24 protein-coding genes and 1 pseudogene are annotated in these 24,379 nt (G+C 62.0%); 2 read left to right on the top strand and 23 right to left on the bottom strand.

Annotation, left to right across the window (positions count from 1 at the left end; translation table 11 throughout):
- Positions 1 to 324 precede the first annotated feature (324 nt).
- From ACFOOR_RS06030 to cueR, 18 genes are all read right to left on the bottom strand, one after another.
- Positions 325 to 1,026 carry an IS6 family transposase gene (locus ACFOOR_RS06030; RefSeq protein WP_343165398.1) on the bottom strand — a complete coding sequence of 234 codons (702 nt, stop codon included), beginning with the start codon at positions 1,024 to 1,026 and terminating at the stop codon, positions 325 to 327.
- Positions 1,027 to 1,144: 118 nt separating this feature from the next.
- On the bottom strand, positions 1,145 to 1,945 hold the full coding sequence (locus ACFOOR_RS06025; RefSeq protein ID WP_236957048.1) for a DUF4198 domain-containing protein: 801 nt from the start codon (positions 1,943 to 1,945) through the stop codon (positions 1,145 to 1,147).
- Between the two features lie 34 nt (positions 1,946 to 1,979).
- The gene (locus ACFOOR_RS06020; RefSeq protein WP_236957047.1) at positions 1,980 to 2,411 is read right to left on the bottom strand and encodes a c-type cytochrome; all 432 of its coding nucleotides are present in this window, start codon (positions 2,409 to 2,411) and stop codon (positions 1,980 to 1,982) included.
- 1 nt (position 2,412) lies between these two features.
- The gene (locus ACFOOR_RS06015; protein ID WP_236957046.1) at positions 2,413 to 3,441 is read right to left on the bottom strand and encodes an acyltransferase family protein; all 1,029 of its coding nucleotides are present in this window, start codon (positions 3,439 to 3,441) and stop codon (positions 2,413 to 2,415) included.
- Positions 3,442 to 3,576: 135 nt separating this feature from the next.
- Positions 3,577 to 4,326, bottom strand: coding sequence for a PepSY domain-containing protein (locus ACFOOR_RS06010; protein WP_236957045.1), 750 nt, complete (start codon positions 4,324 to 4,326; stop codon positions 3,577 to 3,579).
- An 80-nt stretch (positions 4,327 to 4,406) separates the two neighbouring features.
- Positions 4,407 to 4,802, bottom strand: a complete 396-nt coding sequence (locus tag ACFOOR_RS06005) for a hypothetical protein (protein ID WP_236957044.1) — start codon at positions 4,800 to 4,802, stop codon at positions 4,407 to 4,409.
- A gap of 29 nt (positions 4,803 to 4,831) precedes the next feature.
- Entirely contained in the window at positions 4,832 to 5,608 is a 777-nt protein-coding gene (locus tag ACFOOR_RS06000) for a copper resistance protein B (RefSeq protein ID WP_343165397.1), read from the bottom strand.
- Positions 5,605 to 7,500: a copper resistance system multicopper oxidase gene (locus tag ACFOOR_RS05995; RefSeq protein WP_343165403.1), complete on the bottom strand. Its 1,896-nt coding sequence runs from the start codon at positions 7,498 to 7,500 to the stop codon at positions 5,605 to 5,607. The genes ACFOOR_RS06000 and ACFOOR_RS05995 overlap by 4 nt, the downstream gene beginning before the upstream one ends.
- A gap of 117 nt (positions 7,501 to 7,617) precedes the next feature.
- Positions 7,618 to 8,199, bottom strand: coding sequence for an RNA polymerase sigma factor (locus ACFOOR_RS05990; protein WP_236957042.1), 582 nt, complete (start codon positions 8,197 to 8,199; stop codon positions 7,618 to 7,620).
- The gene (locus ACFOOR_RS05985; RefSeq protein ID WP_236957041.1) at positions 8,186 to 8,620 is read right to left on the bottom strand and encodes a periplasmic heavy metal sensor; all 435 of its coding nucleotides are present in this window, start codon (positions 8,618 to 8,620) and stop codon (positions 8,186 to 8,188) included. The genes ACFOOR_RS05990 and ACFOOR_RS05985 overlap by 14 nt, the downstream gene beginning before the upstream one ends.
- A complete protein-coding gene (locus ACFOOR_RS05980; protein ID WP_236957040.1) occupies positions 8,617 to 8,928 on the bottom strand; it encodes a hypothetical protein in 312 nt (103 codons plus the stop codon). Before ACFOOR_RS05980 ends, ACFOOR_RS05985 begins: the two co-directional genes overlap by 4 nt.
- A gap of 13 nt (positions 8,929 to 8,941) precedes the next feature.
- Positions 8,942 to 9,385, bottom strand: a complete 444-nt coding sequence (locus tag ACFOOR_RS05975; RefSeq protein ID WP_343165396.1) for a YybH family protein — start codon at positions 9,383 to 9,385, stop codon at positions 8,942 to 8,944.
- 11 nt (positions 9,386 to 9,396) lie between these two features.
- The gene (locus ACFOOR_RS05970) at positions 9,397 to 10,506 is read right to left on the bottom strand and encodes an acyltransferase family protein (protein ID WP_343165395.1); all 1,110 of its coding nucleotides are present in this window, start codon (positions 10,504 to 10,506) and stop codon (positions 9,397 to 9,399) included.
- A gap of 5 nt (positions 10,507 to 10,511) precedes the next feature.
- On the bottom strand, positions 10,512 to 11,381 hold the full coding sequence (locus ACFOOR_RS05965) for a DUF2231 domain-containing protein (protein ID WP_236957037.1): 870 nt from the start codon (positions 11,379 to 11,381) through the stop codon (positions 10,512 to 10,514).
- A gap of 83 nt (positions 11,382 to 11,464) precedes the next feature.
- Positions 11,465 to 12,799, bottom strand: a complete 1,335-nt coding sequence (locus ACFOOR_RS05960) for an APC family permease (RefSeq protein WP_343165394.1) — start codon at positions 12,797 to 12,799, stop codon at positions 11,465 to 11,467.
- Positions 12,800 to 12,815: 16 nt separating this feature from the next.
- The gene (locus ACFOOR_RS05955) at positions 12,816 to 13,481 is read right to left on the bottom strand and encodes a class I SAM-dependent methyltransferase (RefSeq protein WP_343165393.1); all 666 of its coding nucleotides are present in this window, start codon (positions 13,479 to 13,481) and stop codon (positions 12,816 to 12,818) included.
- Complete coding sequence (locus tag ACFOOR_RS05950) at positions 13,478 to 15,886, bottom strand: heavy metal translocating P-type ATPase (RefSeq protein ID WP_343165392.1); 2,409 nt, start codon at positions 15,884 to 15,886, stop codon at positions 13,478 to 13,480. Before ACFOOR_RS05950 ends, ACFOOR_RS05955 begins: the two co-directional genes overlap by 4 nt.
- A gap of 73 nt (positions 15,887 to 15,959) precedes the next feature.
- Positions 15,960 to 16,370, bottom strand: a complete 411-nt coding sequence (gene cueR, locus ACFOOR_RS05945) for a Cu(I)-responsive transcriptional regulator (protein WP_343165391.1) — start codon at positions 16,368 to 16,370, stop codon at positions 15,960 to 15,962.
- 157 nt (positions 16,371 to 16,527) lie between these two features.
- Here cueR and ACFOOR_RS05940 point away from each other — a divergent pair, with 157 nt between their 5' ends.
- Entirely contained in the window at positions 16,528 to 17,061 is a 534-nt protein-coding gene (locus ACFOOR_RS05940; protein ID WP_236957032.1) for a DUF305 domain-containing protein, read from the top strand.
- Between the two features lie 9 nt (positions 17,062 to 17,070).
- Positions 17,071 to 17,514 (top strand): hypothetical protein, encoded by a 444-nt coding sequence (locus tag ACFOOR_RS05935; RefSeq protein ID WP_343165390.1) that lies wholly within the window; start codon positions 17,071 to 17,073, stop codon positions 17,512 to 17,514.
- A 132-nt stretch (positions 17,515 to 17,646) separates the two neighbouring features.
- On the opposite strand, the gene ACFOOR_RS05930 is transcribed toward ACFOOR_RS05935, so the two are convergent.
- From ACFOOR_RS05930 to ACFOOR_RS05910, 5 genes and pseudogenes are all read right to left on the bottom strand, one after another.
- The gene (locus ACFOOR_RS05930; RefSeq protein ID WP_343165402.1) at positions 17,647 to 20,808 is read right to left on the bottom strand and encodes an efflux RND transporter permease subunit; all 3,162 of its coding nucleotides are present in this window, start codon (positions 20,806 to 20,808) and stop codon (positions 17,647 to 17,649) included.
- Positions 20,805 to 22,409: an efflux RND transporter periplasmic adaptor subunit gene (locus ACFOOR_RS05925; protein ID WP_343165389.1), complete on the bottom strand. Its 1,605-nt coding sequence runs from the start codon at positions 22,407 to 22,409 to the stop codon at positions 20,805 to 20,807. Before ACFOOR_RS05925 ends, ACFOOR_RS05930 begins: the two co-directional genes overlap by 4 nt.
- Positions 22,406 to 23,638, bottom strand: a complete 1,233-nt coding sequence (locus tag ACFOOR_RS05920) for a TolC family protein (RefSeq protein WP_343165388.1) — start codon at positions 23,636 to 23,638, stop codon at positions 22,406 to 22,408. The genes ACFOOR_RS05925 and ACFOOR_RS05920 overlap by 4 nt, the downstream gene beginning before the upstream one ends.
- Before the next feature lie 54 nt (positions 23,639 to 23,692).
- Complete coding sequence (locus tag ACFOOR_RS05915) at positions 23,693 to 23,965, bottom strand: hypothetical protein (RefSeq protein ID WP_343165387.1); 273 nt, start codon at positions 23,963 to 23,965, stop codon at positions 23,693 to 23,695.
- A 221-nt stretch (positions 23,966 to 24,186) separates the two neighbouring features.
- A pseudogene (locus ACFOOR_RS05910) lies at positions 24,187 to 24,379 on the bottom strand (DUF3147 family protein); the annotation flags it as partial.

Below are 24,379 nucleotides of genomic sequence, written 5' to 3'. Positions count from 1 at the left end.
ATGACGCCTCGCCCCCAAATACACACCGAGATCCAGGGCGATCGTCTCGTCGTTCGGGTCCCTGTCAGTTTTCGAAAATCCGGTGGCCGCAGGCAGATCATTGCACCTCCGCAGGGCAGCGCATTGCCGGCATCACGCCAGCCCGACCAGACCCTTCTCAAGGCAATTGCTCGCGGACACCGTTGGCGTGAACTTCTTGAGAATGGCGACTGTTCGACCGTGAAGGCTTTGGCTCGGAAGGAACGGATCACACCCTCCTACCTGTCTCGCGGGTGCTGTCAGACAAAAGCGAACCGGTCTCTATTGACGGCGGCGCGGCTGAGATCAGGCGGCAAGCTGCCGCCATTCGGCCAGCGCGGCTTGCCGGTTCTCCTTGAACCGGTCGCGGGGATTGAGGTGTCGGTCGAGATTGAAGTGGTTGTGGACGGAAGAGTGGACGGTGGCGAATTTCTGAAGACTTCGCATTTGCCGGAAGCGGAGCATCGCCCGCTCTCTTCGTCGCAATGGTAGATGGCTATTCTCAGCCCGATTGTTAAGCCAGCGGCCGACCTCCTGATCGCCTTCAATGCCCAGTTTCTTGAACGCTGCGCGGTAGGACCGAAGCCGGTCTGTCACGATCGCCTTCGGCTTGCCAAATCGCTTCATCGCCTTACGGAGAAACTTGAGCGCCGCCTGGCGATCTCGGCGTTTGGTGACGTAGGCCTCGAGGACCTCACCCTCATGATCGACCGCGCGCCAGAGGTAGTGGGTCACTCCGTTGATCTTCACAAACATCTCGTCGAGGTGCCACTGCCATTGAGGCCACGCGCGCAGCCGGCTGGCTCTCTTCCGCCGAATCTCTGCGGCGAACATGGGCCCGAACCGGTTCCACCAATACCGGACGGTTTCGTGGCTCACCTCGATCCCGCGTTCGTGGAGCAGATCCTCGACGTTCCGCAGCGACAGCGGAAACCGGACATACATCATCACCGCCAGGCGGATGACCTCGGGTGACGTCTTGAAATAGCGGAACGGGTTCGGGCTCATCCGCTCAGGATGGCGGCGAACCGGCTAACGCCGGGTTTCCTCTGACACTGTCGCTCAGGATGATGGCCCATCCGCTAACGCCGAGTTTCCTCTGACACTGCCCTCTCTTCTACGGACATCAGCGCAATGTAACGGCCAAGGTTGCCTGATCGCTGTGATAAATTCCGCTCGGCTCGTCAGGCAGTGTGATCCGGACCGCCGACACTAGGACCGCGCCGGACAGGTCAGAGCCGATTTCGAACTGCCCGTCAGAATTGGTCTCGAGTCGTTCGTGTCGTCCGCTTGCGCTGTAGATATCGACGTCATGCCGGGGCAGGGCTTCGCCCTGCCAAAGGAGAACAAAGCTCCGGGGATTTCCTTGTCCGGCCACGAACTCCAGTGCCTGGCCGACAGGCACTGCCGCCATGTCTGCTCCGGATTCGCATGTTTCCACGCACAGGAAGATCTTCGTGTGCTTGGTATAGCTGCGCATCATTGCCGGGTCGCCGGGCAGGGCATCGAATGCTGCGCGCGTCACGGCATCCGCTCCTATCTCGTCGAAGTAGAGCGCAACGTCTTCCGGAGCGATCTCACCTGAGCGCGGCAGAGCGCTGATTGCAACTGATGCAAAACCGGTCGATTGCGGCGTGAACGAGACGCGCAGAGCGGTCGGGGTCTCCTCGTAGGTGAGATCCTCCACAACCTCGTCGTGGCCCACCCGCACAGAAGTGAAGTCGATCCGGTTCCGTGCCGGTCCCGTTTCAATGTCGGGAAATTCCAGTGCGCTCGTCAGCCCAACCGTGACCTCCGACCCCGCCTCCCATACCGTGCGCTCGGTTGCCAGATAGGTCTTGTGGGCAGATGCCAGCGGCGCTGTTAGCATCGTCGCCACGAGCGCGGCGGTAACTGTCCTTATCCACAGTTTGCAAGAATGGAACACGGTCGTAACTCCTTCCGAGGGGAATGATGCGGCTTCACTCGATGCCGGACTGCATCTCGCGGATTTCCTCCGGCCACTGGCTCTTGATGAAGGCGAGGGTTGCAATGATTTCCGCGTCGCTCATCACGTCGCCAAATCCCGCCATGTCGGTCTCGTAGCCTTCCGAGGCGAAGGCGGCCGTGCCGAACTTGGTGATATTGAAGAGCGTCTCGTCGGAATGGTGCCAGGTATGTCCCGTCTCATCGTGGGGCGGGGCGGGCAGCCGCCCGTTCTCGCGGCGCTGGCGCCAGTTCGCCTCGCCCTCGAGATTCGCGCCGTGACACGACGCACAATTTTCCGCGTAAAGCGCACGTCCCTGGGCGACCAGTGACATGTCACCGGCATCGATGCGGCTGGGATCGAGCGTATCGGGCGCCTGAGAGCAGGCTGCGCTGCCGAGCGTTATCAGGAGTGTGAAGATCCGCATGTTAGGTCCGTCCTTCATCTGCGCCGGTCCGGGGGCGTCCGGATAACCAGCGTCCAAAGTCAGCTTTCCGGGCGAGACTCGGTCGCTCGATCAGGTGCCAGGACAAAGCGGACACGAGCAGGGTCGCCGGAATTCCGACAGCGACCAGCAGGGTCTCGCCGCGCGCCACTCCCGTGAACCACAAGATCTGGAAGAGCGGATAATGCCAGATGTAAATGCCATAGGACCAGTCCGGCATGCGCGAGAAGGTCGGGCCGAGACGTTTTGAAAACGCCAGCCAGAACAAGCCTGAGGCGAGGGCGATGTTCAGAAGGATTTCTGCGGCGGGATGGTCGCCGGACAGGAACCAGACAGGTCCAGCGACCAGAGCGGCGACTGGCAGAAGGGGAAGCCGGTCACGCCAGGCATAAACGCTCATCCCGAGAAGAAATGCTGCACCGAGCCGGAACAGGTTGACGAGCAGGGCGGGACCGTCCGGCCAGGCCATCATGATCCCGGCATGTGCGAATGCCATCACGATGAAGAGCGCGGTGAGCACGGTGCGCCGCCATGCAAAACCCGTAAAGAACAGGACTGCGGCTCCGATATAGGCGATGACTTCGTAGCGCAGCGTCCAGAGCGTCGCTGAAAACTCGCCGGGTGCCGGGTTGGTCGCAAAAAGACCCTCCGGGGCTCCGGACGTGTCGAGGAAGAAAACGACGTTCGGGACGTAGCCCCATGTCGCAAGGCTCCTCCAATAGGCCTGGGGCTCCACGGTGGTGAAAAGCGGTCCGATCACGAGAACGGCGAGAAGCGCCAGCACGACCAGAGCCGGCATGATCCGCAAAATGCGGGAAGCGGCATAGGTGGCGAGGTCGCGCCGCCGCTCCAGACTGTCTGCGATCAGGAACCCGCTGAGGATGAAAAAGCCGTTGACTGCGGCATAGCCGATCGACCAGCCATTCGCGGCGATGAGGGGCGATCCGAGGCCATTGATCACGACTGGGACGTGTTCGACCATCACCGCCGAGGCCAGAAAAAGCCGTAGCAATGTGAGCCGATTGTCCCGACCGTCGAATGCGCCGCCGATGGATAGGAAAGTGCGAATGGTGCCGCGTCCCCGTCAGGTTTCAAAACGGGTTACGCAGACGAGCGTCACTTCCCTCGCGGCAGGGGCGTTATTCGCTCAGGTTTCTGGCGGCACCGCGTTTTTCCGCCGGTGTTGCGCCAGCTCCATACGGACCAGCCGCTGCATGCGCAGGACCAGCAGCAGAAGCCCTGCGAACACGGTCAGGAGCGCCAGCAAGGCCGCAGTGATGAGCAGCGGATTATTGAAATTCTCGCGCTCGTCATAATCCATGATGTGGAGCATCCAGAAGAAGTCATAGAAGCGCCAGGCATCGTTCCGCCGTGCGGTGACGAGACCGGAGTCCGGGGAAACGTAGATCCGGGTGCCTTCACCATCATCGAATGAGACGCGCCAGGCGGGACCCGGTCGCCGGGACTCCCAGGTGGCGTCCTCGAAATATTCGATCGCGGCAATTTCCGGATCACCGGCATAGTCTGCGACGGCGATCTCGATGGCGCGTTCCCGGGTGATCGGCGTGATGACCTCGCCTGTTGCGGCGTCGACCAGCCGGCTCCGACCGTCCTGCACGACCACATTCCAGACCGGCTGTCCTTGCCAGAGCTGTAGGTGCGCCGTGCGCACTGGCAGGCCGGGAAAAGCGGCTTCAGCGGCCTGGCCCACGGCGATGACAGAGGAGGGATCGATCGGTGTGTCGGGGAGGGCAGCCATGTTGTGTTCGCCGCGAACACGCTCGATGGGAATGACGCTCATCACGACACCGCCCATGACCCAAAGCACGATCTGGATGCCGACGACCAGGGCGATCCATTTGTGGACCCGGATCGTCCAACGCAGCAAAGCGGTCATTGTCTTCCCCCCTCAACCAGTCCGCCGCGCAGCCGAATTCGGGAGCGCGGCGGCCTAGGCTGTCAATTCACTACCTTCCGTCAGTCGTGCCCGTGATGGGCATCGCTGGGCTCTGCGTTGTCCGAGTCGCCGTGGTTCATGTCACCGTGATCCATGTCACCGTGATCCATGTCACCGTGATCCATGTCACCGTGGTTCATGCCATCGTGACCCTCGCCGTGATGTTCGCCATGCATCGCACGCATCATCTCGTGGCAGGCTTCCGCGCGAGCGCGCTCTTCGTCAGAGAGGCTCGCCATGATCGTGTCATGGTCTTCACCTGCCTCGTGACGGGCCATCATGGCTTCGTGCATTTCCATGCAGGCGGAACGATCCGGATTGTCGTTGGCGGCGTGATCGCCGTGCTGGTCGGCGAGTGCCGATCCGCTAGTCAGCAGGAAGACAGCGCTTCCGAACGCGAGAGTAAGGTTGGCCATTACAAGGTACTCCTTTGGATTGAGAAATTTCAGAACCAGATACGAAGACCGGCCACGATTGCTGTGGATTCCGGGTCGCCGCCTGCAGCGCGGGTGTAGTCAGCGGTCTCACCCAGCTGTCTCGTCCATTCAATCCCCACATAGGGTGCGAACTGACGGACGATTTCATAACGCAGGCGCAAGCCAGCTTCGATGCTGGTCAGACCGGCACCCGTTTCGAGCGACGGCATGTCCTCAGCCGACCAGGCGAGTTCGGCTCGCGGCTGCAGGATCAGGCGCTGCGTCAGCAGCAATTCATATTCGGCCTCTGCACTGCCGGTCAGTTCGCCCCGGTTCGACAGATAGGCGGACACATCGACTTCGAACCAGTAGGGCGCGAGACCCTGCAGCGCGGCAACTGCGTGCGTGCGTCCGTTGCCGTCCTCGAAGTCGTGGGCGATTCCGCCTTGCAGATCGAAATAGGGAGTGATCGCGCGCGACCAGAGCGCCTCGACCCGAGCCTCCTCGAAGGCACCATGATCGAGGGAGTATTCGGCTTCACTCTTGATCCAGAGGCGGTTTATCCGACCGCCATACCAGGCGTTGATGTCCCAAAGCGCAGCGTCTTCGCTGTCGCTGCTCCGGTATTCCAGCCGGTCAGTCTGGAAGAAGAATTGCCGCATACCGCCGGTTTCGTGGCGCAGTTCGTGGCGCGCTTCCTCCATGGCGTCTGCGCCGTAAAACTGGTCGGCGTAGGGCTCGTCGGCGGCCTGAGCTCCGGCACCGGCCAGACCTGCGATGAGCGCAGCTGTCAGAAGCATTCTCATTGGTGCGCTCCATGGCCCATCCGGTGGCCTGCATGGGGATCGGCGTGCTCGCCCGGCCGGACCGAGACGACTTGGAACATGCCCGCGTGCATGTGGTAGAGCAGGTGGCAGTGGAACGCCCAGTCGCCCACGTCTTCCGGCGTCACGTCGACGGACAGTTTCTCGCCCGGCTTGACGTTGATCGTGTGTTTGCGCGGCATGTTGTGACGCGCCCCGTTCACGACATCGAAGAACATGCCGTGCAGGTGAATGGGATGCACCATCATGGTGTCGTTCACCATGGTCAGACGCAGTCTTTCCCCTTTGACGAACTGGATCGGTTCGACGACCTCGCTGAACCGCACACCATCGAACGACCACATGTACCGCTCCATGTTGCTGGTCAGGTGGATCTCGATCTCGCGACCCGGTGCCCGGTGATCGGGATTTGGGTCGGGGCTGCGCAACTGTGCATAGGTCAGCGCGCGGTGCGGGACATCCTCCAGACCCGCGCCGGGTTCGTCGAGGCGGCTCACCGGCTGCATGGCGACGCCCGCGACGCCCGGTCCCTGCGGGTGATCGTGCCTCTGCATGTCATTGCCGGACATGTCGTGTCCTGCGTGACCGGCCGGCGCTGCCGGCGCTGCGCCATGGCCCGAATGATCCATTCCCGCCATTCCGGCGTGTCCCTGACCATGCGCGGAATGATCCATGTTTCCGTGACCGGCGTGGCCCGAGGCGGCCGGCTGCTCCGCCGAAGCGGCTCCGTGGGCCATTCCCGGCATTGATCCGTGGTCCATGCCCATGTCCCGCATCGTCAGGGTCGGCCGTTCCCGCAAGGGAGGGACGGGCGCCGTCATGCCCATGCGCGGCGCCAGCGTGCCCCGGACATAACCGCTGCGGTCGTTGGTTTCACACATCAGTGTGTAGGCGCGGTCGTCCCGAGGCTGAATCACGACGTCATAGGTTTCTGCCACGCCGATCTGAAACTCGTCCGTTTCAACCGGCTGGACATTCAGACCGTCGGCCTGGACCACCGTCATCGGCAGGCCCGGAATGCGGACATTGAAGAATGTCATGGCCGAAGCGTTGATAAAGCGCAGCCGCACGCGTTCACCCGGCTCAAAGAGGCCGGTCCAGTTGTCGCCCGGACCATGGCCGTTGATGAGATAATCCATCGTCGCGGCGGTTGCGTCGGAAATGTCGGTCGGGCTCATCCGCATCTGCCCCCACATCAGTCGGTCGCGGAGCGTTGCCATGAAGCCGTTGCGCGAAGCTTCCCGGAAGAAATCCGGGACCGTTCGCTGCTGGAAATTGTAGGTGTCGCTCGACGCCATCAGCCGTTGGAACACCCGGTGGGGTCCTTCAAAAGTGTAGTCGGAGAGGACGATGACGTATTCGCGGTCATAACGAACCGGGTCGGTGCCGCGCGGTTCGATGATGATCGGGCCATAATGCCCCAACTGTTCCTGGAGGCCTGAATGCGAGTGGTACCAGTAGGTGCCGGCCTGTCGCAGCGGGAAGCGGTAGGTAAAGGTCTCGCCGGGCCGGATGCCGGGGAATGTTACGCCGGGAACGCCGTCCATCTCGTTGGGCAGCAGGATGCCGTGCCAGTGGATCGACGTGTCCGCGTCGAGCGTGTTGTGGACCCGCAGCGTGATCTCGTCGCCTTCGCGCCAGCGCAGAAGGGGTGCCGGCACCTGGCCGTTCACCGTCACTGCAGGACCCGTGCGCCCGTCGATCGCCAGTTCGGCCCGGCCGACCGTCAGGTCGAATTCGGTACCGGACAGCGGCTGCAGGCCCGACAGGTTCGCGGCCGGCCCGGAACGCGCCCAGGCCGGTACGAGGGAGGTGGCCGCCAAGACGCTGCCAGAGGCCGCTGCGGTCTGCAAGAAAGTTCGTCGTGAAAACATTCGTATCATCTCGTCATTCGCGGCTGGCTGCGCCTGGCAGTCGGAAAAGCTCAGGGGGGACGGGTCGGCCTTTTCCGCCGCCCGGCGCAGCCATACCGTACTACGCATTGTGGTGAACTATCCCTCCGGTCGGAGACCGGAAAGTGCAGCAATCTTCTTTCGCGCCCTGTATATTCTCATCTCGACACCCTTCACGCTCAGACCCATGATTTCGGCGATCTCGGAATGGGGAAGGTCTTCCACCGCAGACAACAGAAGCGGTGTCCGCAATCCCTCCGGCAACCGCGCGATCGCCGACTCCAGCGCGGCAAGGTCATCACGGTCCTCGACAACGCGCTCCGGGCTCGGATCCTGGGCAGGATAGCGATCATTTCCTGTTTCGGCTGTCAGCCAGCGGCGTACGACTTGGCGCCGGACATGATCGCGGGCCTTGTTGCGGGCGATCCGGAACAACCACGCCAGAAGCGGGCGTTCCGGATCGTATCGGAAAAGATTTCTGTGCGCGGCAACGAAGGTCTCCTGGGCCGCGTCCTCAGCGTCGCCGGCATCGCGCAGCATCCTGTAAAGGAAGCGGAAAATGGCGGGGCCGTGCCGCTGCATGATCCGGTTGAACGCAAGGTCGTCGCCCTCCGCGGCTCGAACAGCGAGGCGGGCATCGTCGATCTTGTTCTGACCGGGATTTGCATCAATTCCCGGCATCGAGCGCCTGGGTCAGCCGCGCATCGAACCGCTCGCGCTGTTCCGGGGTCAGGGTCTCGCGCATGTCGACAATATGGTTGAGCGTCTCGATCTGAAGCCGCCCCATCGCCTCGTGAAAGGCCCGGGCCTGCGCCTCGACCTCCGGTGTCATGTGCCCGGTCTGCATGAGGGCGACCCCCAGTTCGTGACGCGCCTCGGCCATATCGTCTTCGAGCACCTGGCGCCGCCGCGTAAACTCAGCCTCCAGTGCCTCGATCTGCGCCTCCTGTTCGGACGACAGGTCAAGGTCGTGGTGAACGAACTGGTGCAGGCTTCCATCGGGCGGAACCTGACCGCCAGACAGCTGCAAGCCCGCCCAGACGCCCACCAGTCCACCCGCAAGGCCAAGGACGAAGGCGACCAGTCCCGCGCGCCAGATCACAGGCCGGCTCCACGCGGTGACGTGATCTCAGCAAGCGAATAGGGCGACCGCACTGCGAAAACATCGAGCTCCCCGTTTTCGCGCGGGACAGACTGAAGACCGATGAAGCTGCCGACGACGAGGGCGAATACGGCCGGGGCCAGTCGCATCGCGAGCGCGGTGCGGGCGATCGTCCAGCCGCCGGTGTCCCGGCGGCCAGTCCGGCCACCATCCAGCGACGCGCGTACGCGATTGCGCAGGCGTGTCTCGTCATATCCGTCAGGCGTTCTCCGAAGGCGGGAGAGGGCCGTATCGAGTTCGGACGTCATGCTTTACCAATCCTCACGATGTGTGCAGGTGACGGATAAGCCACCCGTCTGCCGTGCGCAAAAGTACCGCCGTACCGTTCGCGTCGCGTTCGCGATCTTCGCCGTGAACCGTGTATTCCATGTGGATGGAGAAGGTTGCCAGCGCCATGTCGCCGCTGACATCGATACGGTAATCGCGCCAGTCATACTCATGGATGGCGAACCCCTCCGCAGCGAATTCCGGCACCAGATGGTGATCGCGATAGTCGGACCAGCCGATATTGCGCCCCGCGCCCTCGAAGATCGTGAAATCCTCGCCATCAGTGCGTACGCGCGCCTCGGCCGCCATGACGTCTTCCGACTCCAGCGCGGCCGAATAGGCTTCGAGAACGGCCTCGACGTCGTCTTGGTCGTCACCGAAAGCGACTCCGCTGAAAAGCAGGGTGGCGAACACCCCCATAAGAACGGATTTAATCATGTGTCTTCTCCTTATCTTGTCATTTTGGAATTGCCGCGGCGGGCCACGAGGAGCGCATTGCCCCATCGACGGATAGTGCGGCGTGAAGGTTTCTCGAGCCACTCATAGGTCAGGCTCGAAGCGGCCAGCATGGCAGCCAGCAGCGCGAGCAGGGACATTGTCGAAATGGTTTCGTCAATGACACCCAAAACGTCCTGCAACAAGTTGAATGCAATCATGAAAAACGGGACGTGGAGCATGTAGATTGCGTAGGAGATTTCTCCCAAATACCGGATCGGATCCTGTCGGGATGTGCCGGCGGCATGACGGTCAAGCTCGGCGAGCGACAAGACGATCGGCGCGCCAAGCAAGGCAATGATCCGATCGTCCCAAGCCAGATGGGCGGCGAGAAGATAGATGACCAGGCTCGCTCCGAACACAACACCTGCTGTGATCCGGCCGAGGGGATAGCGATTACCCAACCTGTAGATTGCGATCCCCAGGAGGAATTCCGGGATGATCCGCAACACTCCGAAACGCTCGGTCGCCATTGGCAGGCTTTCGCCGAAGAGTGAGCGGTGGACCAGGTCCAGCACCAGAAAGGCCACGATCGCGATCGTGACCAACGCGAGTGGCCGACGTGCGAGCGCAATCGCGATCATGAGATAGGCGGGAAACGCCAGATAGGCGAACCACTCGGCACTGATGGACCAGGACGGCGCGTTCCAGCCCGGATTGGGTGCAAAACCCCAAGCGTGAACCATCAGCAGATTTGCCGGGAGATCGGCGATCGGGAATTCCTCCCGCTCGAAAGGCACTCCGACGATCCACGCGCCGAACGCAGCGAGCGCGAGCAGAACGATTGTCGCCAGATGCAGGGGGTAGATGCGCGCAAACCGGGCGATGATGAATTTCGCGAAATCAAACTTCCCTTGTTCGCGGGCCGCAACATACACATGGGCCAGCACGAAGCCTGAGAGGATAAAGAACAAGTCGACCCCGAACCGGCCCATCGCAAAGAAGGCCGTTGCGGAGTCGATGTCGACCGTCCACGGAACCCGCCAATGGTAGAAAACCACCCATAACGCTGCGAAGAATCGAAGTCGCGTCAGGGAAGGCAAATCGGCGGGATAGACCGACATCGCCCTTATCCACCGATCAGGTGGCGAAGGCCGCCATGGGCGAGCGCCCCGCCCAGGAACCCGTTGACAGACACCGCCAGTGCGGCGCTCAGAACCAGCAGCGTCAGAGACCAGCGCGCCAGGCTGGAAGGCTGGCGCTGATGCCATTCTGCTGCGCCTGCGACGGCGAACAGGCCGAAGGTCAGACCCGTGCCGATCCAGCGGTGCCATGCCATCACGCCGGCCTCACCCGTCGCGACAGGCCCGGCATGGGCCCAACCCAGCAAGCCGGCGGCCAAACCGCCCAGCGCGGCGGTCCAGGCCAGAAAGCGAACCGTGTGCGCCAGGGAGGCCTGGCCGGTCACCAGGAACAGGATTTGCGCCAGTGCGGCCGCGAGGGCCAGGGCAATGGGGAAATGGACGGCGAGGGAGTGCAGGACGCCGATATTGGCGATCGTCTGTTCCAGTTCCGTCTGAGGGCCATGATCGCCCCAGTGGGAATGGCCGCCTGCACCCTCGGCCTCGCCATGATGATCTGCTGCGCCTGTCGTGTCGTTGTGCGAATGGCCAATCATCGCCGATTGATCGGCATGACGGTCCGGCGTCGTCTCGCTGTCCGGGCCATGATGGTTGTCGGTCGCAGCGGCATCGTCAGCATGATCGTGGGAAGGTTCCGCCGCGACATGCATGTCATTGGCATCAGGCGGTGTCTGCGAAGAAGGTGCCTCTTCTGCCATGTCGTGCGGGCCGTGATCGTGCTGAGGGGTATCCGGGTCATCGTGGTGGTGACCCGCCTGAGCGGACGGACCGGAGAGCGCCATCATTGGCGTCGAAACCGCAGCCGCTAATGCCATAGCCGCGAATGCAGCAATAATTATCGGGAACAGCGTTTTCATCATGCTTCTCCGCCCAGCGTCACAACGACTTACGCAGTCCGGCTCGGTCACCCTCATAGCCGTTCAGTGATCGGATCGATTCGTCAGTCGTTATGCCCGACAGCCGCCGTGCCTCGTGTTGCACCCAACTTCAGGAATGCAAACTCAAGCAAGAAGATCAGCGCGATTCCGGAAGCGCCGATGAGAATGATGAGTGGATCGCTCTGCCATTTGATTGCGACAAAGGCCCCAAGCGCGACCAGATCGAAAACGATAGCTGCGATCAGAACCGCAGTGCGGGCGGATATCTCGGCGTGCAATTTGCGCATCACGCCCCAATGGATGATTACGTCCATCACGAGGTAGAAGATCGCTCCGAGCGAAGCTATGCGCCCAAGGTCGAACAGTGCGGCGAGCAAGCCAGCAAACACGACCGTGTAAACAAGCATGTGCCGCTGAACATTACCGGGTAATCCGAAGTGCCGGTGCGGGATCAGTCTCATGTCCGTCAACATCGTCGTCATGCGAGAAACCGCAAATATGCTCGCGATGACGCCCGACGCCGTCGCAATAACAGCAATCACGACAGTGAACGTCACGCCCAGGTTGCCAAAGGCGGGGCGAGCGGCTTCGGCAAGGGAATAATCCCGGGCCGCGACAATTTCAGGTATTGATAAGGAGGATCCGACCGCGAAGGCCACCAGCAAATATATTACGAGACAAATGCCAAGCGAGATGATGATGGCCCGTCCGACATTACGGTGCGGATTCTCTATCTCGCCGCCGCTATTGGTGATCGTTGTAAACCCCTTGAAGGCCAAGATAGCCAGCGCCACGCCTGCCAGAAAACCCAACGGACCCGTTTCGAGCGCGCTGGACGAAGCCTCCGCTGGCTGAAAACTGAAACCCGCCGCTACGAGTACCGCGGCCGCGAAAAGAGCGATGCCACCAATTTTGAGAAGAGCGGCTATTTTGGAGATCACTTCGACCAGGGTGTTACCGGCAACATTCACCAGAAACGCTACGAAAATCAGTCCGACCGCAAGCACAGGGACCAGCCAGTCAGTCCCCTCGAAGTTGAAGAGACGGAGTGCGTAAGTTGCGAATGTTCGGGCAACGAGACTCTCGTTGATGACCATCGAAAACGCCATCAGAAGAGCGGCGGCCCCGGTGACTGTTGACCGTCCGTACGCCTTCTGCAGGATCATCGCGATCCCCCCTGCCGAGGGATAGCGGTTCGTGACCTTCACATAAGTATACGCACTGAATCCGCTCACAAGCGCGGCGACGAGAAAGGCGATCGGGAACCAAGGGCCTGAATATTCGGCAACTTGACCGGTCAAGGCAAAAATGCCGGCCCCGATCATCACACCCGTTCCCATTGCGACGGCGCCGGTGAGGGTCAGGCTGCCTTCTTGGTACCTTGTCGTGCTTTCCATGGAGCGGCTTTGTCCTTTAACGCTGTTGGGAACCGGGTGTGGCGCTGAACAGGCTCAGGCTTCCCGTGGGCGTGATGAGACGGTCGAGTTCGGCAAGTTCGAACCCTGCTTCGCGTATCAGCATCGGCAGCGCGCCGTCGGCATTGGGTTGAGTATCTTCGACGCCATCGAGAACCTGCACGGTGAGACGGAATGCAGCCCGCATCACGCCTCTCTGCTCGGAGTAATCTGCGACGTGCATCACACCGCCCGGAGGCAGAACTGAGCGGGCATAGGCGAGAAGGTCCCGCTTTCCGGCCAGCGGAACTTGATGGAGAACAAGACTGATTACGACCGCATCGGGCCGCCAGCCGCGGGGCAGGTGAACTGATCCGGGAAACCCCTCCAGGATCACGATTGCCGAGCCTGCAGTTCGTGTCTTTTCGCGCGCGATCGAAACAGCGTGGGTATCGGGGTCTATGCCGATGATCCGAAGGTCGGGGCACGCTTCCCACAACGCCTTCGCAAGCGAACCGGTCCCGCAACCCAAATCGAGAATATTCAATCCGGGCCGGGGGGCTATCTGTTCGATAAGACTTGCGCGCCAACGGCCCTCCCGGGTCATCAATGCGATGACCCGGTCATAAAGCGGCGTCAGCCACTCGATACCGAGCGGTGGAGTATAGGCCGGAGCGGCTGTCATAACCGGACCCCCCGTAACCGGAGCGCATTCAGCACCACCGACACAGAAGAGGCGCTCATCGCGAACGCTGCGAACATCGGGCTGATGAGGATGCCGAACAGCGGGAACAGAATGCCGGCAGCGATCGGTACGCCCGCTGCATTGTAGATCAGCGCGAAGAACAGGTTCTGACGGATATTGCGCATCGTCGCGCGGGCGAGTTTGCGTGCGCGCACAATCCCGTCGAGATTGCCCTTCACGAGCGTGATCCCCGCGCTCTCGATCGCAACGTCTGCTCCGGTACCCATGGCGATACCGACATCGGCCTGGGCGAGGGCGGGCGCGTCGTTCACACCGTCACCCGCCATCGCGACCTTGCGGCCCTCTCCCTGCAGTTCGCGGATGATCCGTGCCTTGTCGGCCGGAAGAACGTCGGCGCGGATCTCGTCGATGCCGAGCCGTGCGGCGACCGCCTTGGCCGTACGTTCGTTGTCGCCCGTCGCCATGATGATCCGGAAACCCAGTGCGTGAAGTGCCCTGAGAGCCCCCGGCGTGGTCTCCTTGACGGGGTCGGCAACACTGACCAGACCGGCGAGCGAGCCTTCGACGGCGATGAACATCACGGTCTCGCCTTTGTCGCGGCGAGTATTGGCTCGGTTCACAAGCGCTCCCGCATCGACGCCAAGCGCTTCCATCATCGCCCGGTTTCCGAGCGCGACGGATCGTCCATCGACCTTGCCAGTCACGCCCTTGCCTGTCACCGCCTCGAAATCGCTCGCCGAGCGAAGAGCGAGACCCCGGTGCTTGGCGCCCTCGACGATGGCGTCGGCGAGGGGATGCTCGGATCCGCGTTCAAGTGCGGCAGCCAGGGCCAGAACCTCGGCCTCGTCCTGCCCCTTCGCCGGTTCGACCGCGACGAGGCGCGGCTTGCCTTCCGTCAGTGTACCGGTCTTGTCCACGATCAGGGTGTCGATCTTCTCAAATCGCTCCAGCGCCTCAGCATTCTTGATCAATACGCCGGCTTGAGCGCCGCGGCCCGTCGCCGTCATGATCGACATCGGGGTTGCCAGCCCCAGCGCACACGGACAGGCGATAATCAGCACGCTCACCGCCGAAACCAATGCGTAGGCAAGCGCGGGGTCGGGGCCGAAGAACGCCCAAACTCCGAAGCCGATAACGGCGATGGCGATGACCGCGGGGACAAACAGCCCGGACACGCGGTCGGCGTATTTCTGGATCGGCGCACGGCTCCTCTGGGCGTGCGCGACCATTTCCACGATCTGCGAGAGCATTGTATCGGCGCCAACCCGCTGCGCCTCGATGATGAGACTGCCGGTCCCGTTGATCGTCGCGCCTGTGACGCGGTCGCCTTCCGTTTTCTCGACCGGGAGCGGTTCGCCCGTCACCATGCTTTCATCGACCGAGCTGCGACCTTCGATGACCAGGCCGTCGACGGGAAGCTTCTCTCCCGGGCGGACCCGCAAGCGGTCGCCGACAGCGACGTCCTCAAGCGCAACGTCTTCCTCACTGCCGTCAGGGCGGATGATGCTGGCCCGCTTCGGTGCGAGGTCGAGAAGCGCGCGGATTGCTCGGCCGGTGCCTTCTCGCGCGCGCAGCTCCATGATCTGACCCAGCAGAACGAGCGTGACGATTACTGCGGCAGCCTCGAAATAGACGCCGACCTCGCCGCCATGACCGCGGAACTCCGCCGGAAAGATGCCAGGGAAAGCGACCGCGACGACGCTGAATGTCCACGCCGCCATCACGCCCATCGCAATCAGGCTGAACATGTTCAGGTTCATCGTGCGGAAGGATTGCCAGCCGCGCTCAAGGAAGGGCCATCCGCTCCACAGAACCACCGGCGTGGCGAGAAGGAGTTCCAGCCAGGCCGACGTCCGGTGCCCGATTGCGTCGCGCACTTCGAGGCCCAGCATCGGTCCCATAGCCAGAATGAGAACCGGAACGCTGAGCAGGACGCCCACCCAGAACCGGCGCGTGAAATCGGTCAATTCGGGATTGGGGCCATCATCGCCGGGAATGCCCGACTCAGGCTCCAGCGCCATTCCGCACAACGGACATGGACCCGGTCCAGGGTTGCGCACTTCGGGATGCATCGGACAGGTATAGACTTGCCCGGTAAAGCCGTCGGGTACGACGTCAAACTTTCCACCCTTGACGGCCGGCTTCTTTGGGCCGTGACCACCACAGCAGCTGCTGGTTTGCTTCGGGGCGATGCCGGTATAGTCCTGCGGATCGGCTGCGAACTTGTCACGGCAGCTTTCCGAGCAAAAAAAGAAGTCCTCCCCGTCATACCGGACATGCGGCGTTCGATGTCCGGGCGTTACGGTCATACCGCATACTGGATCGATCGCGGATGCAGGCCCGGACGGGGCGTGGCAGGCAGCGCCATGTTGATGCTTTTCCATGATTTCCTCGCTTCTTCAGTGGGGGGTCCGACCCCCGGATGCGAGTGGTGTGCGGCTTCCAGCTACTGGAAGGTCAAGCGGATTTCTTTTCGCCGCTCCGCGCGCCCGAAAGCGTATCGAGAATCGGGCAATCGGGCCGGTGGTCGCCGTGGCAGGCCCCAATGAGATCAATCAGAGTGTGTCGCATGGCGCGCAGCTCGGCCATCTTCCAGTCGATCGCGGTGACATGTTCCTTGGCCAGCTTCCTGACTTCGGCGCTCGGCCGTGCGCGGTCGTCCCATAGCCCGAGCAGCAAGCGGCATTCGTCGAGCGAAAAGCCCAGCGACCGGGCTCTCCCCACAAAATTCAACCGCGCAAGCGCCGCCTCGTCGAAGACCCTGTAACCATTCCCGGACCGCTTGGGCGCAACAAGCCCGATGTCCTCGTAATAGCGGATGGTTTTGGCCGGCAGGCCCGTCATTTCGGCAACGGACTGGATGTTCATCGCACATCTCCTCGCGGCGCGGACTGAAAGAGAATTACGGGTGCGGCGCGCCATTCCCTCGCGGTCGAGCAAATATTTTCCAACGCGGGAACCGAGCGCGCAACGATCCGTTGGGATTCCGTCCCTTCAAGTAGCCAAACAAACGAGGTGCAGGCGAATGGAACATTCGAAATATTGGAAGTTCGGCGCGATGATCGTGACCTCGATGGTCGTGATGTTCGGCATCAAGTACCTGAACACCTACGAGCCGTCGCATGTCCAATGGTCTGAAACCCGCTTCTACATGACGTTCATGATGGGCGGTGCGATGGCCATCGTCATGCTCGCCTTCATGCTCGGCATGTACAAGAACACCAAGGCAAACATCGCGATCTTCGCCGGCAGCGCGGTCGTATTCTTCCTCGCGCTCTGGCTCGTTCGCAGTCAGGAAACGGTCCATGACGAGAGCTGGATGAGGGCGATGATCCCGCACCACTCCATCGCGATCCTCACATCCGAACGCGCGAACATCTCCGATGTGCGGGTGCGCGAACTGGCCGACAGTATCATCGAGGCCCAGCGCCGCGAGATCAAGGAAATGGAGTGGCTGCTCGACGACATCGCGGCCAATGGCGAGGCTGAAACCGAGGCCGAGGCGGCTGCCCGTCCGGTACCGGAGTTCGAAGCGAGCGCCAGTCCTGATCCGGCCTGATCGCCAGCCATGGCGCTGACGGTCATTACGATTGTGGCCATGGTGGTGATCACGGGCATCGGCCACCACTATGCACTCATGGCTCTGCGCCGGATTTCGGTGCAGAGCCTACCGGACTCCGGACTACGCCCGATCGTCGTTTTTGTTGGCTTGGCTTTCCTGCACATAGCCGAGATTGCGGCTTTCGCCGCGACACTTTCCGCCCATGCCGGCGATGAGGGCGGCGGTGTCACTGGTGACGCCTTCGCGGGCAGCGCGGTCGACTGGCTCTATCTGGCAGCCCTGCTTTTTACGACGCTGGGTTATGCCGCCTTCGACATTGCCGGCAATCTTCGGATGGTTGCCGCGTCCGGCAGCCTGCTCGGCTTCATGCTTCTGACCTGGTCGGCGACTTTCCTGTTCGCCGAATGCCAGAAAGTCTGGAACGAGCCTAAAAGAAGCGAGGGAACTTGATCCGCTCGCTGCGAAACGACGGCCCGATCTCCTTGGCCTTTGTCAGACAGGGTCGGCCCGGCACTAGCGTCACGGTTCGCTCCGTGCCGACACCTTCCCCGTCCTAAGAGCCAGTCTAGTGCACGCGAAGGTTCATTCAGCCTCCGCCGTCCTGTGGAACGGTTGCCGGCGCGCGTTCCGCAATATGACGCCCTGCCACAACAGAAAGGCCGCCGGAAGGACAAGCAGGGCCAGCCCGGTCGCGCTGGCCATTCCGCCGATCATCGGCGCTGCGATGCGCCTCATGACTTCCGATCCCGTTCCGTCTCCGAACATGATAGGCAAAAGACCGGCGATCACGACCGAGACCGTCATGATGACCGGCCGGATACGGAGCAGAGCCCCATCAATCACGGCCTGTCTCAGGTCCTGATGAGTGAATTCGCGGCCTTCTTCTGCGCATAAGGTGCGGCGCGCCTTGAGAGCCTGCTCAAGGTAGACCAGCATGATCACACCGATCTCAACGGCCACACCCGCGAGCGCTATGAACCCAACGCCGGCGGCGACCGAGAGCCTGTAGTCCAGAATATGGAGGAACCAGAGCCCCCCTGTCAGCGCCAAGGGGAGTGTTCCGAGGATCAGCAGGACAGGCATCATACGCCTGAAATTCAGGAACAGCAGGAGGACGATGACGCCAAGCGTCACGGGCACGACAAGAGAGAGACGGGCCTGCGCTCTCTGCATGAACTCGTACTGCCCGGACCAGCGCAGCGAATAACCCGCAGGAAGCTCAAGCTCATTTTCAATCGCCGCGCGCGCCTCGCGAACATACGACCCGATATCGACACCGGTGATGTCGATATAGACCCAACCATTCAGTTGCGCATTTTCGCTGCGGATTACACCAGGTCCGTCGGACACGGAGATGCCCGCAATACGTCCGAGCGGGATTTCCGCTCCGGAAGGCGTAATGACGGGAAGGTCCCTCAACTCCTGGAGGGAACCGCGATAGTCCGCCGGATATCTCAGATTTACCGGATATCGTTCGCGTCCTTCCACCGTCTGTGTGATCGACATGCCCCCAATGGCGGTTCGGACGATGTCGTGCACGTCTTCGATATTCATGCCGAAGCGCGCCGCTTCGGCGCGATTGACGTCGATGTCGATGAAGCGCCCACCGGTCACCCGCTCCGCATAGACCGATGCAGTTCCGGGTATCCCGGCAATGATCGCCTCAACCTGGGTTCCGAGATCGGCGATAACCTCGAGATCGGGTCCGGCGATCTTGATGCCGACCGGGGTCTTGATGCCCGTGGCCAGCATGTCGATCCGGTTGCGGATTGGCATGATCCAGACATTGGTGAGGCTGGGGACCCGAACGATGGAATCCAGTTGGCTGCGTATATCGTCGATCGTCATTCCCGGCCGCCATTCGCTGCGGGGCCGAAGCTGGATCGTCGCTTCGATCATCGTCAGCGGTGCCGGGTCGGTCGCTGTCTCGGCCCGCCCCGCCTTGCCGTGGACTGTCAGCACTTCGGGGACGGTCATGATCAACCGGTTTGTCTGTTGCAGAATCTCTGCTGCCTCGCTGGCCGAGACGCCAGGATAGGCGCTGGGCATGTAGAGAAGGTCACCTTCGTCGAGATCGGGCATGAATTCGCTGCCCAGGCGTCCGAGAGGAACAGCCATCGTGAGAACAAGGACGGCCGAGACAGCCAGGGTAACGCCCGGATGCCGCAGGGCCGTCCCCAGAAAGGGCCGGTAACCGGCGATGAGAACCCGGTTCACCGGATTGGCGTGTTCCGGGGTAATCCGGCCACGGATCAGATACCCCATCAAGACCGGCACAAGGGTGACAGACAGACCCGCTGCGGCCGCCATGGCATAGGTCTTCGTGAAGGCCAGCGGATGGAATAGCCTGCCTTCCTGGGCTTCCAGCGCGAAGATCGGAATGAAACTGAACGTGATGATGAGCAGTGAGAAGAACAGCGCAGGACCGACCTCAGCCGTTGAATCGGCGACGATCCGCCAGCGATTGTCCCGTGTGAGCGGCGTGCGTTCCGCATGCTTGTGGAAGTTCTCGATCATGACGATTGCGGCATCGACCATTGCGCCGATCGCGATCGCAATTCCGCCGAGCGACATGATGTTCGCATTGATGCCCTGGAGGTGCATGACGATAAAAGCTGCGAGAATGCCAAGGGGCAGACTGAGGACCACCACAAGCGACGAACGCAGGTGGAAGAGAAAGACCGCGCAGACCAGAGCAACGATCAAGAACTCCTCAAGCAGTTTTTCGCGAAGCGTCTCGACGGCGCGTTCGATCAGGCCTGCACGGTTGTAGGTGACGACGATTTCGACACCTTCCGGCAGAGAGGCTTCCAGTTGCTCGAGGCGATGTTCGACCCGCTCAATCGTGGCCAGCGCATTCTCGCCATAGCGCATGATCACGACGCCGCCGGCCACTTCGCCCTCGCCGTTGAGCTCTCCGACGCCCCGGCGCAGTTCCGGCCCCGTGCGTACCGTCGCGATATCCGACAGAAGGATCGGTACGCCATTTTCCGCCATCGAGACAGGGATGGCGCGGATGTCGTCTTCGCTCGTCAGATAGCCTGACGCCCGGACCATGTATTCGGCTTCCGCCATTTCGAGCACACGACCGCCGCTTTCGCGATTGCCGCGTTCAATTGCGCGCCGCACGTCCGAGAGTGGGACGGAGAGCGCGCGGAGCCGGTCGGGATCGACCACCACCTGATATTGCCGCACCATTCCGCCGATCGAGGCGACTTCGGAGACTCCCTCGATCGTCTGGAGTTCATAGCGCAGGAACCAGTCCTGGATGGAGCGCAACTGGGCAAGATCGTGCTGCCCTGACCGATCGATCAGGGCGTACTGGTAGATCCAACCCACTCCCGTGGCATCGGGTCCAAGAGCCGGGCTGGCCTCACTGGGCAGAGTGGGCGCGACCTGGCTGAGATATTCCAGCACCCGTGAGCGGGCCCAGTAAAGATCGGTCCCTTCTTCGAAGATCACGTAGACATAGCTGTCGTTGAAGAAGGAGTATCCGCGCACCGTCACCGCGCCGGGAACCGACAGCATGGCTGTTGTGAGCGGGTAGGTCACCTGATCCTCGACCACCTGAGGCGTCTGACCGGGATAGGTTGTTTTGATGATGACCTGGACATCGGATAGATCCGGGATGGCGTCGAGCGGCGTCCTTTGCATCGACCATACTCCGGCCGCTGCCAGAAAAAGTGACGCAAGGAGAACCATCACGCGATTGCGGATCGACCAGCGGATGAGTGAAGTGATCATTGCCCGCCCTCCGCTTCGGAGTCCGGCACGATACGCGAGATCAGCCATTGCCCTTCGTCGTTCAACAGGGTGAAGCGAACACGGTCACCCGGTGCCATACCGGCAAGGTCGACCCCTTCCGCAGCAGTGAAGGCCATTTCCATGGCGGGCCAGGACAGAGCCGGTATCGGCTCATGGGCAAGCGTCACCATGCCGTGCTGCGGCATGACAGAGATCACGGCGCCCACGCCTTCCACTTCTCCCGCACGGCCGTCGGGCATTTCCATATTCATGGTGTCCCCACCCTGCTCTCCGCCGTTACCCGTAGACGACGCTGAAGAGTCAGGCATCTCCATGGGAGACATTGGCTCCCCGAGCGGCCGTGATCCTTCGCCAGTCGCTCCCGGCGGCGTCATCCTGAGCATGGCACCCTGGAGACTCGCCTCGGAGTCCAGCAGGAACTGTCCTGAAACAACGATGGTTTCGCCTTCCGACAGACCGGACAGGATTTCCATCCGGCCCCCGGCCTCCATGCCCGTTTCGACCCGGGCGGGAACAAACCTGTCCCCGCCGGTCAGAACAATCACCCGCTGCGAACGGGCGGTCGTGATGACGGCCTCGCGAGGAACCGACAGCACACCAGTCCGGGGTTCGGCGGACAGCACCGCGTTGACGAACATTCCAGGCCGAAGGTCTCCGTCGCGGTTTGCGATCCGGCTGCGGACCCGGATCGTTCGCGTTTGCGGATCGACGGTGGGGTAGACATATTCGATTTCACCGCGCCACTGCCTCTCCGGCAGTGACGCGGTCGTGACGAGTACCGGCTGACCCGGACGCGCATCGCTCGCGTGATGTTCAAACACGTCAAGCACGACCCAGATGTCCGTCAGATCCGCGATCGTCATGATCGGATCTCCGGGACGCACGTATTGGCCTTCGCGAACGCTCAGTTCCGTCACAACGCCGGAATGGCTGGTATAAACCGGAAGACGGTCCTGCACGGTGCCCCGGGCAGTCAGGGCGTCGACCTGTGCCGACGATAGTCCCAGCGCGCGCAATCGGGACCGCGAGGCGGAGATCAATGCCGTCCTTCCCGTGCGTTGAGCCTGAAGAAATTCGCCCTGCGCCGTCGCGATCGCGGGCGAGTACAGGGTGAACAGTGTGTCGCCGGCCCGGACCCGGTCACCTGTTGCCGATACCGGAAGGGTTTCAATCCAGCCCTCGGCACGCACATTGATGGCGACCGTGGACGCGTCGATCGGCCTCACATAACCAACGGCCCGCACCTCGCGGCTGAAGTCAGTGCGCCTGACAACATCCGTGCGCACGCCGATATTGTTGGCGACCGCCGGGTCAATGCGCAGATCGGACTCGTCATCGCCTGAATCGGAGTCGGCGTAGACCGGCACCAGCTCCATGCCCATAGGCGACAGTCCGGGTTCGTCACGCCGGTATGTCGGGTCCATCGGAGCAACCCAGTAGAGTATTTCGCTGTCGGCCGAAGCTGGTTCGGTCATTGACGTCGAGGATCCGAAGAAGCGTCCCGCTCCGTAAACAACCGCGAGCGTGATGACAGCGCCTGCGGCAGCGAACGCCAGGGCGCGGAGGATTGACGGATTCATTGCACATCTCCCGTCAGGTAAAGAATTTGGGCGGCAGCGACGCTCCGGTCGGTATCGAGCCGCAACAGCGTCAGCTCGGCGTCAAGCAGGGCCAGTTCAGCCTGGACCAGTTCCGAGTAGTCGGCTGTCTGGTTCTCGTAAGCGAGAAGGACAGCCTCCCGGGTTTCCCGAGCCGCTGGGATGATGCCGGATCGCTGCAAGGCGATTGCTGAATCTAACCTGTTGATACGCGCTTGCTCGATCTGGAGTGCTCGGCGCAAATCGAGGAGCAGCGCTTGGCGCGAATATTCTGCAGCGGCGACATCTTCGCGAGCGGCGAGCACCGTTTCATCCTGGCGTGTCCGCTCGAACAGGGGCATCTCGAAACTGACGCCGATCGTGGCCGTATCCGAACGCCCGAAGCGGAGCCCGTACCCGGCCTCGACACCCCAGGCAGGCTGGTATTGTTGCTCGGCCAGCTCCACGCCGGTTTCGCGTACGTCGATCCGGGCTTCCAGGATGGCGACAGCCGGATGGCGCGCCAATGATGTCAATGCCTCCTGTCCTTCTGGAAGGGCTGGCAGACGCACGTCCGACATTGCTGCACGCCTGTGGAGCGCCTCTTCCCCGACATAGCGGGCCAATCGGGCACGGGCCATGTCCGCCTGTTGATCGATCTCGGTAAGCCGGTTTTGCAGAATCTGCGTTTCCAGATCGGACCGGATCACCTCATGGCTGTTTTGCCGGCCAGCGGCATACGCCGAGAGCAGGACTCCGGATAGATCCTGAAGCGTTGAAAGGCGTTGCAAGGTCTGTTCCCTTGCCAATTCCCAATAGCGCTGCTCCAGCCATTCATTGCGGACGTCGAGAATGATCTCCCGAACGGCGAGATCGCGCCGCGCACGCTCCTCTCGCGCCCGGGCGCGTTCTTGCGAGCGCGAAAGACGAAGGCTGTCACCCCGGGGGAACATCTGGCGGAGAGACAGTCGCAACTGAGACATTGGATCGCCTGAGGGGTCCAGCGTCGTCAGGGGCAGGTTCATGATCGCCGCCGAGACGACCGGATCGGGCAAAACCGCCGCCGCCTCGCCTCGGTGACGGGCGGCACGGGCTGCGGCGTCATACCGCGAAACGGAAGGATCGGGCTGCTGCCGGGCAATGTGGATGGCTTCGGCCAGGCTCAACGGGCCGGGCGACGCCGATTGGAGGCCGGCGCCGATCAGCGCCGCCAGCATGAGGTTCGTAATCATGGGGGGTCTCCTCGAAAATGATTCGCCGAAAGCGCCGGCAAACCGGCGCGGGAATCAGATCCGGGGAGGTCGTTTGGGGGTCAGAAAGGCAATCGAATCGAACCGGTCGTCGGACACGGCGTGTCGCGACACATCGGGCAGCGTGATTCGGCCGATCGCGGCGTTATGGGGAAGCGGATACGGTGGCGATCCCGAAACCAGCGGGCAGTCGGCCATCTGGCAGGCATCGCAACACTCGGCCGCCCCCTCGCAGTCTTCCATCGCCATGGATTGCGGCATGTCCGGCCCGGCCATCTCGTGTTCGCACATGGTTCCCGTACCGGCCATGCCCACGTCTTCGGGCGACGCCGCGCTCGCGCTCGATATGGGTCCAATGGAAAGCGAGGCTGCCAGAAGCGCAACGCTCAGCACCCGCAGGGCGGAAAAAATAATGGAGGCTGGGTTTGGCACAGAGTCCGGTCTCATCCACGAAGGTGTCACCCTAGCACTATGGATACCGTTCATGAAGGTTCGAATTGCCGCAGCACTCGATGAGCCCTCGCAATAGCTCAGAATGGCAGTCTTATGCCCAGTCGCGGCGCAGCGAATACTACAAGCCAATAGAGGACGACGGTCAGGAGGCAGCCGAGGCCGAGGGCAGCCCAGAAACCGACGTCCCGGCGCAGAAGCGCCGGGACGAGCAGGAACATCGGCAGAGAGGGCAGAACAAACCAGAAAGTTGCCTCGGCGTGATCGGCCAGC

It is taken from the genome of Hyphobacterium vulgare (assembly GCF_042643335.1).
Taxonomy (GTDB): domain Bacteria; phylum Pseudomonadota; class Alphaproteobacteria; order Caulobacterales; family Maricaulaceae; genus Hyphobacterium; species Hyphobacterium vulgare.
This window is presented reverse-complemented; position numbering and strand designations above follow the sequence as displayed.

Excerpts from the sequence above, each read along its gene's own strand:
- ACFOOR_RS05955 (WP_343165393.1), bottom strand. The coding sequence starts at position 13,481 with ATGACAGCCGCTCCGGCCTATACTCCACCGCTCGGTATCGAGTGGCTG.
- ACFOOR_RS06030 (WP_343165398.1), bottom strand. The coding sequence starts at position 1,026 with ATGAGCCCGAACCCGTTCCGCTATTTCAAGACGTCACCCGAGGTCATC.
- ACFOOR_RS05980 (WP_236957040.1), bottom strand. The coding sequence starts at position 8,928 with ATGACGTCCGAACTCGATACGGCCCTCTCCCGCCTTCGGAGAACGCCT.
- ACFOOR_RS05935 (WP_343165390.1), top strand. The coding sequence starts at position 17,071 with ATGGCGCTGACGGTCATTACGATTGTGGCCATGGTGGTGATCACGGGC.
- ACFOOR_RS05965 (WP_236957037.1), bottom strand. The coding sequence starts at position 11,381 with ATGAAAACGCTGTTCCCGATAATTATTGCTGCATTCGCGGCTATGGCA.
- ACFOOR_RS05970 (WP_343165395.1), bottom strand. The coding sequence starts at position 10,506 with ATGTCGGTCTATCCCGCCGATTTGCCTTCCCTGACGCGACTTCGATTC.
- ACFOOR_RS05960 (WP_343165394.1), bottom strand. The coding sequence starts at position 12,799 with ATGGAAAGCACGACAAGGTACCAAGAAGGCAGCCTGACCCTCACCGGC.
- ACFOOR_RS06010 (WP_236957045.1), bottom strand. The coding sequence starts at position 4,326 with ATGACCGCTTTGCTGCGTTGGACGATCCGGGTCCACAAATGGATCGCC.
- ACFOOR_RS05975 (WP_343165396.1), bottom strand. The coding sequence starts at position 9,385 with ATGATTAAATCCGTTCTTATGGGGGTGTTCGCCACCCTGCTTTTCAGC.
- ACFOOR_RS05990 (WP_236957042.1), bottom strand. The coding sequence starts at position 8,199 with ATGCCGGGAATTGATGCAAATCCCGGTCAGAACAAGATCGACGATGCC.
- ACFOOR_RS05995 (WP_343165403.1), bottom strand. The coding sequence starts at position 7,500 with ATGTTTTCACGACGAACTTTCTTGCAGACCGCAGCGGCCTCTGGCAGC.
- ACFOOR_RS05950 (WP_343165392.1), bottom strand. The coding sequence starts at position 15,886 with ATGGAAAAGCATCAACATGGCGCTGCCTGCCACGCCCCGTCCGGGCCT.
- ACFOOR_RS05915 (WP_343165387.1), bottom strand. The coding sequence starts at position 23,965 with ATGGCCGGTACGGGAACCATGTGCGAACACGAGATGGCCGGGCCGGAC.
- ACFOOR_RS06005 (WP_236957044.1), bottom strand. The coding sequence starts at position 4,802 with ATGGCCAACCTTACTCTCGCGTTCGGAAGCGCTGTCTTCCTGCTGACT.
- ACFOOR_RS05930 (WP_343165402.1), bottom strand. The coding sequence starts at position 20,808 with ATGATCACTTCACTCATCCGCTGGTCGATCCGCAATCGCGTGATGGTT.
- ACFOOR_RS06000 (WP_343165397.1), bottom strand. The coding sequence starts at position 5,608 with ATGAGAATGCTTCTGACAGCTGCGCTCATCGCAGGTCTGGCCGGTGCC.
- ACFOOR_RS05920 (WP_343165388.1), bottom strand. The coding sequence starts at position 23,638 with ATGATTACGAACCTCATGCTGGCGGCGCTGATCGGCGCCGGCCTCCAA.
- cueR (WP_343165391.1), bottom strand. The coding sequence starts at position 16,370 with ATGAACATCCAGTCCGTTGCCGAAATGACGGGCCTGCCGGCCAAAACC.
- ACFOOR_RS05925 (WP_343165389.1), bottom strand. The coding sequence starts at position 22,409 with ATGAATCCGTCAATCCTCCGCGCCCTGGCGTTCGCTGCCGCAGGCGCT.
- ACFOOR_RS05940 (WP_236957032.1), top strand. The coding sequence starts at position 16,528 with ATGGAACATTCGAAATATTGGAAGTTCGGCGCGATGATCGTGACCTCG.
- ACFOOR_RS06020 (WP_236957047.1), bottom strand. The coding sequence starts at position 2,411 with ATGCGGATCTTCACACTCCTGATAACGCTCGGCAGCGCAGCCTGCTCT.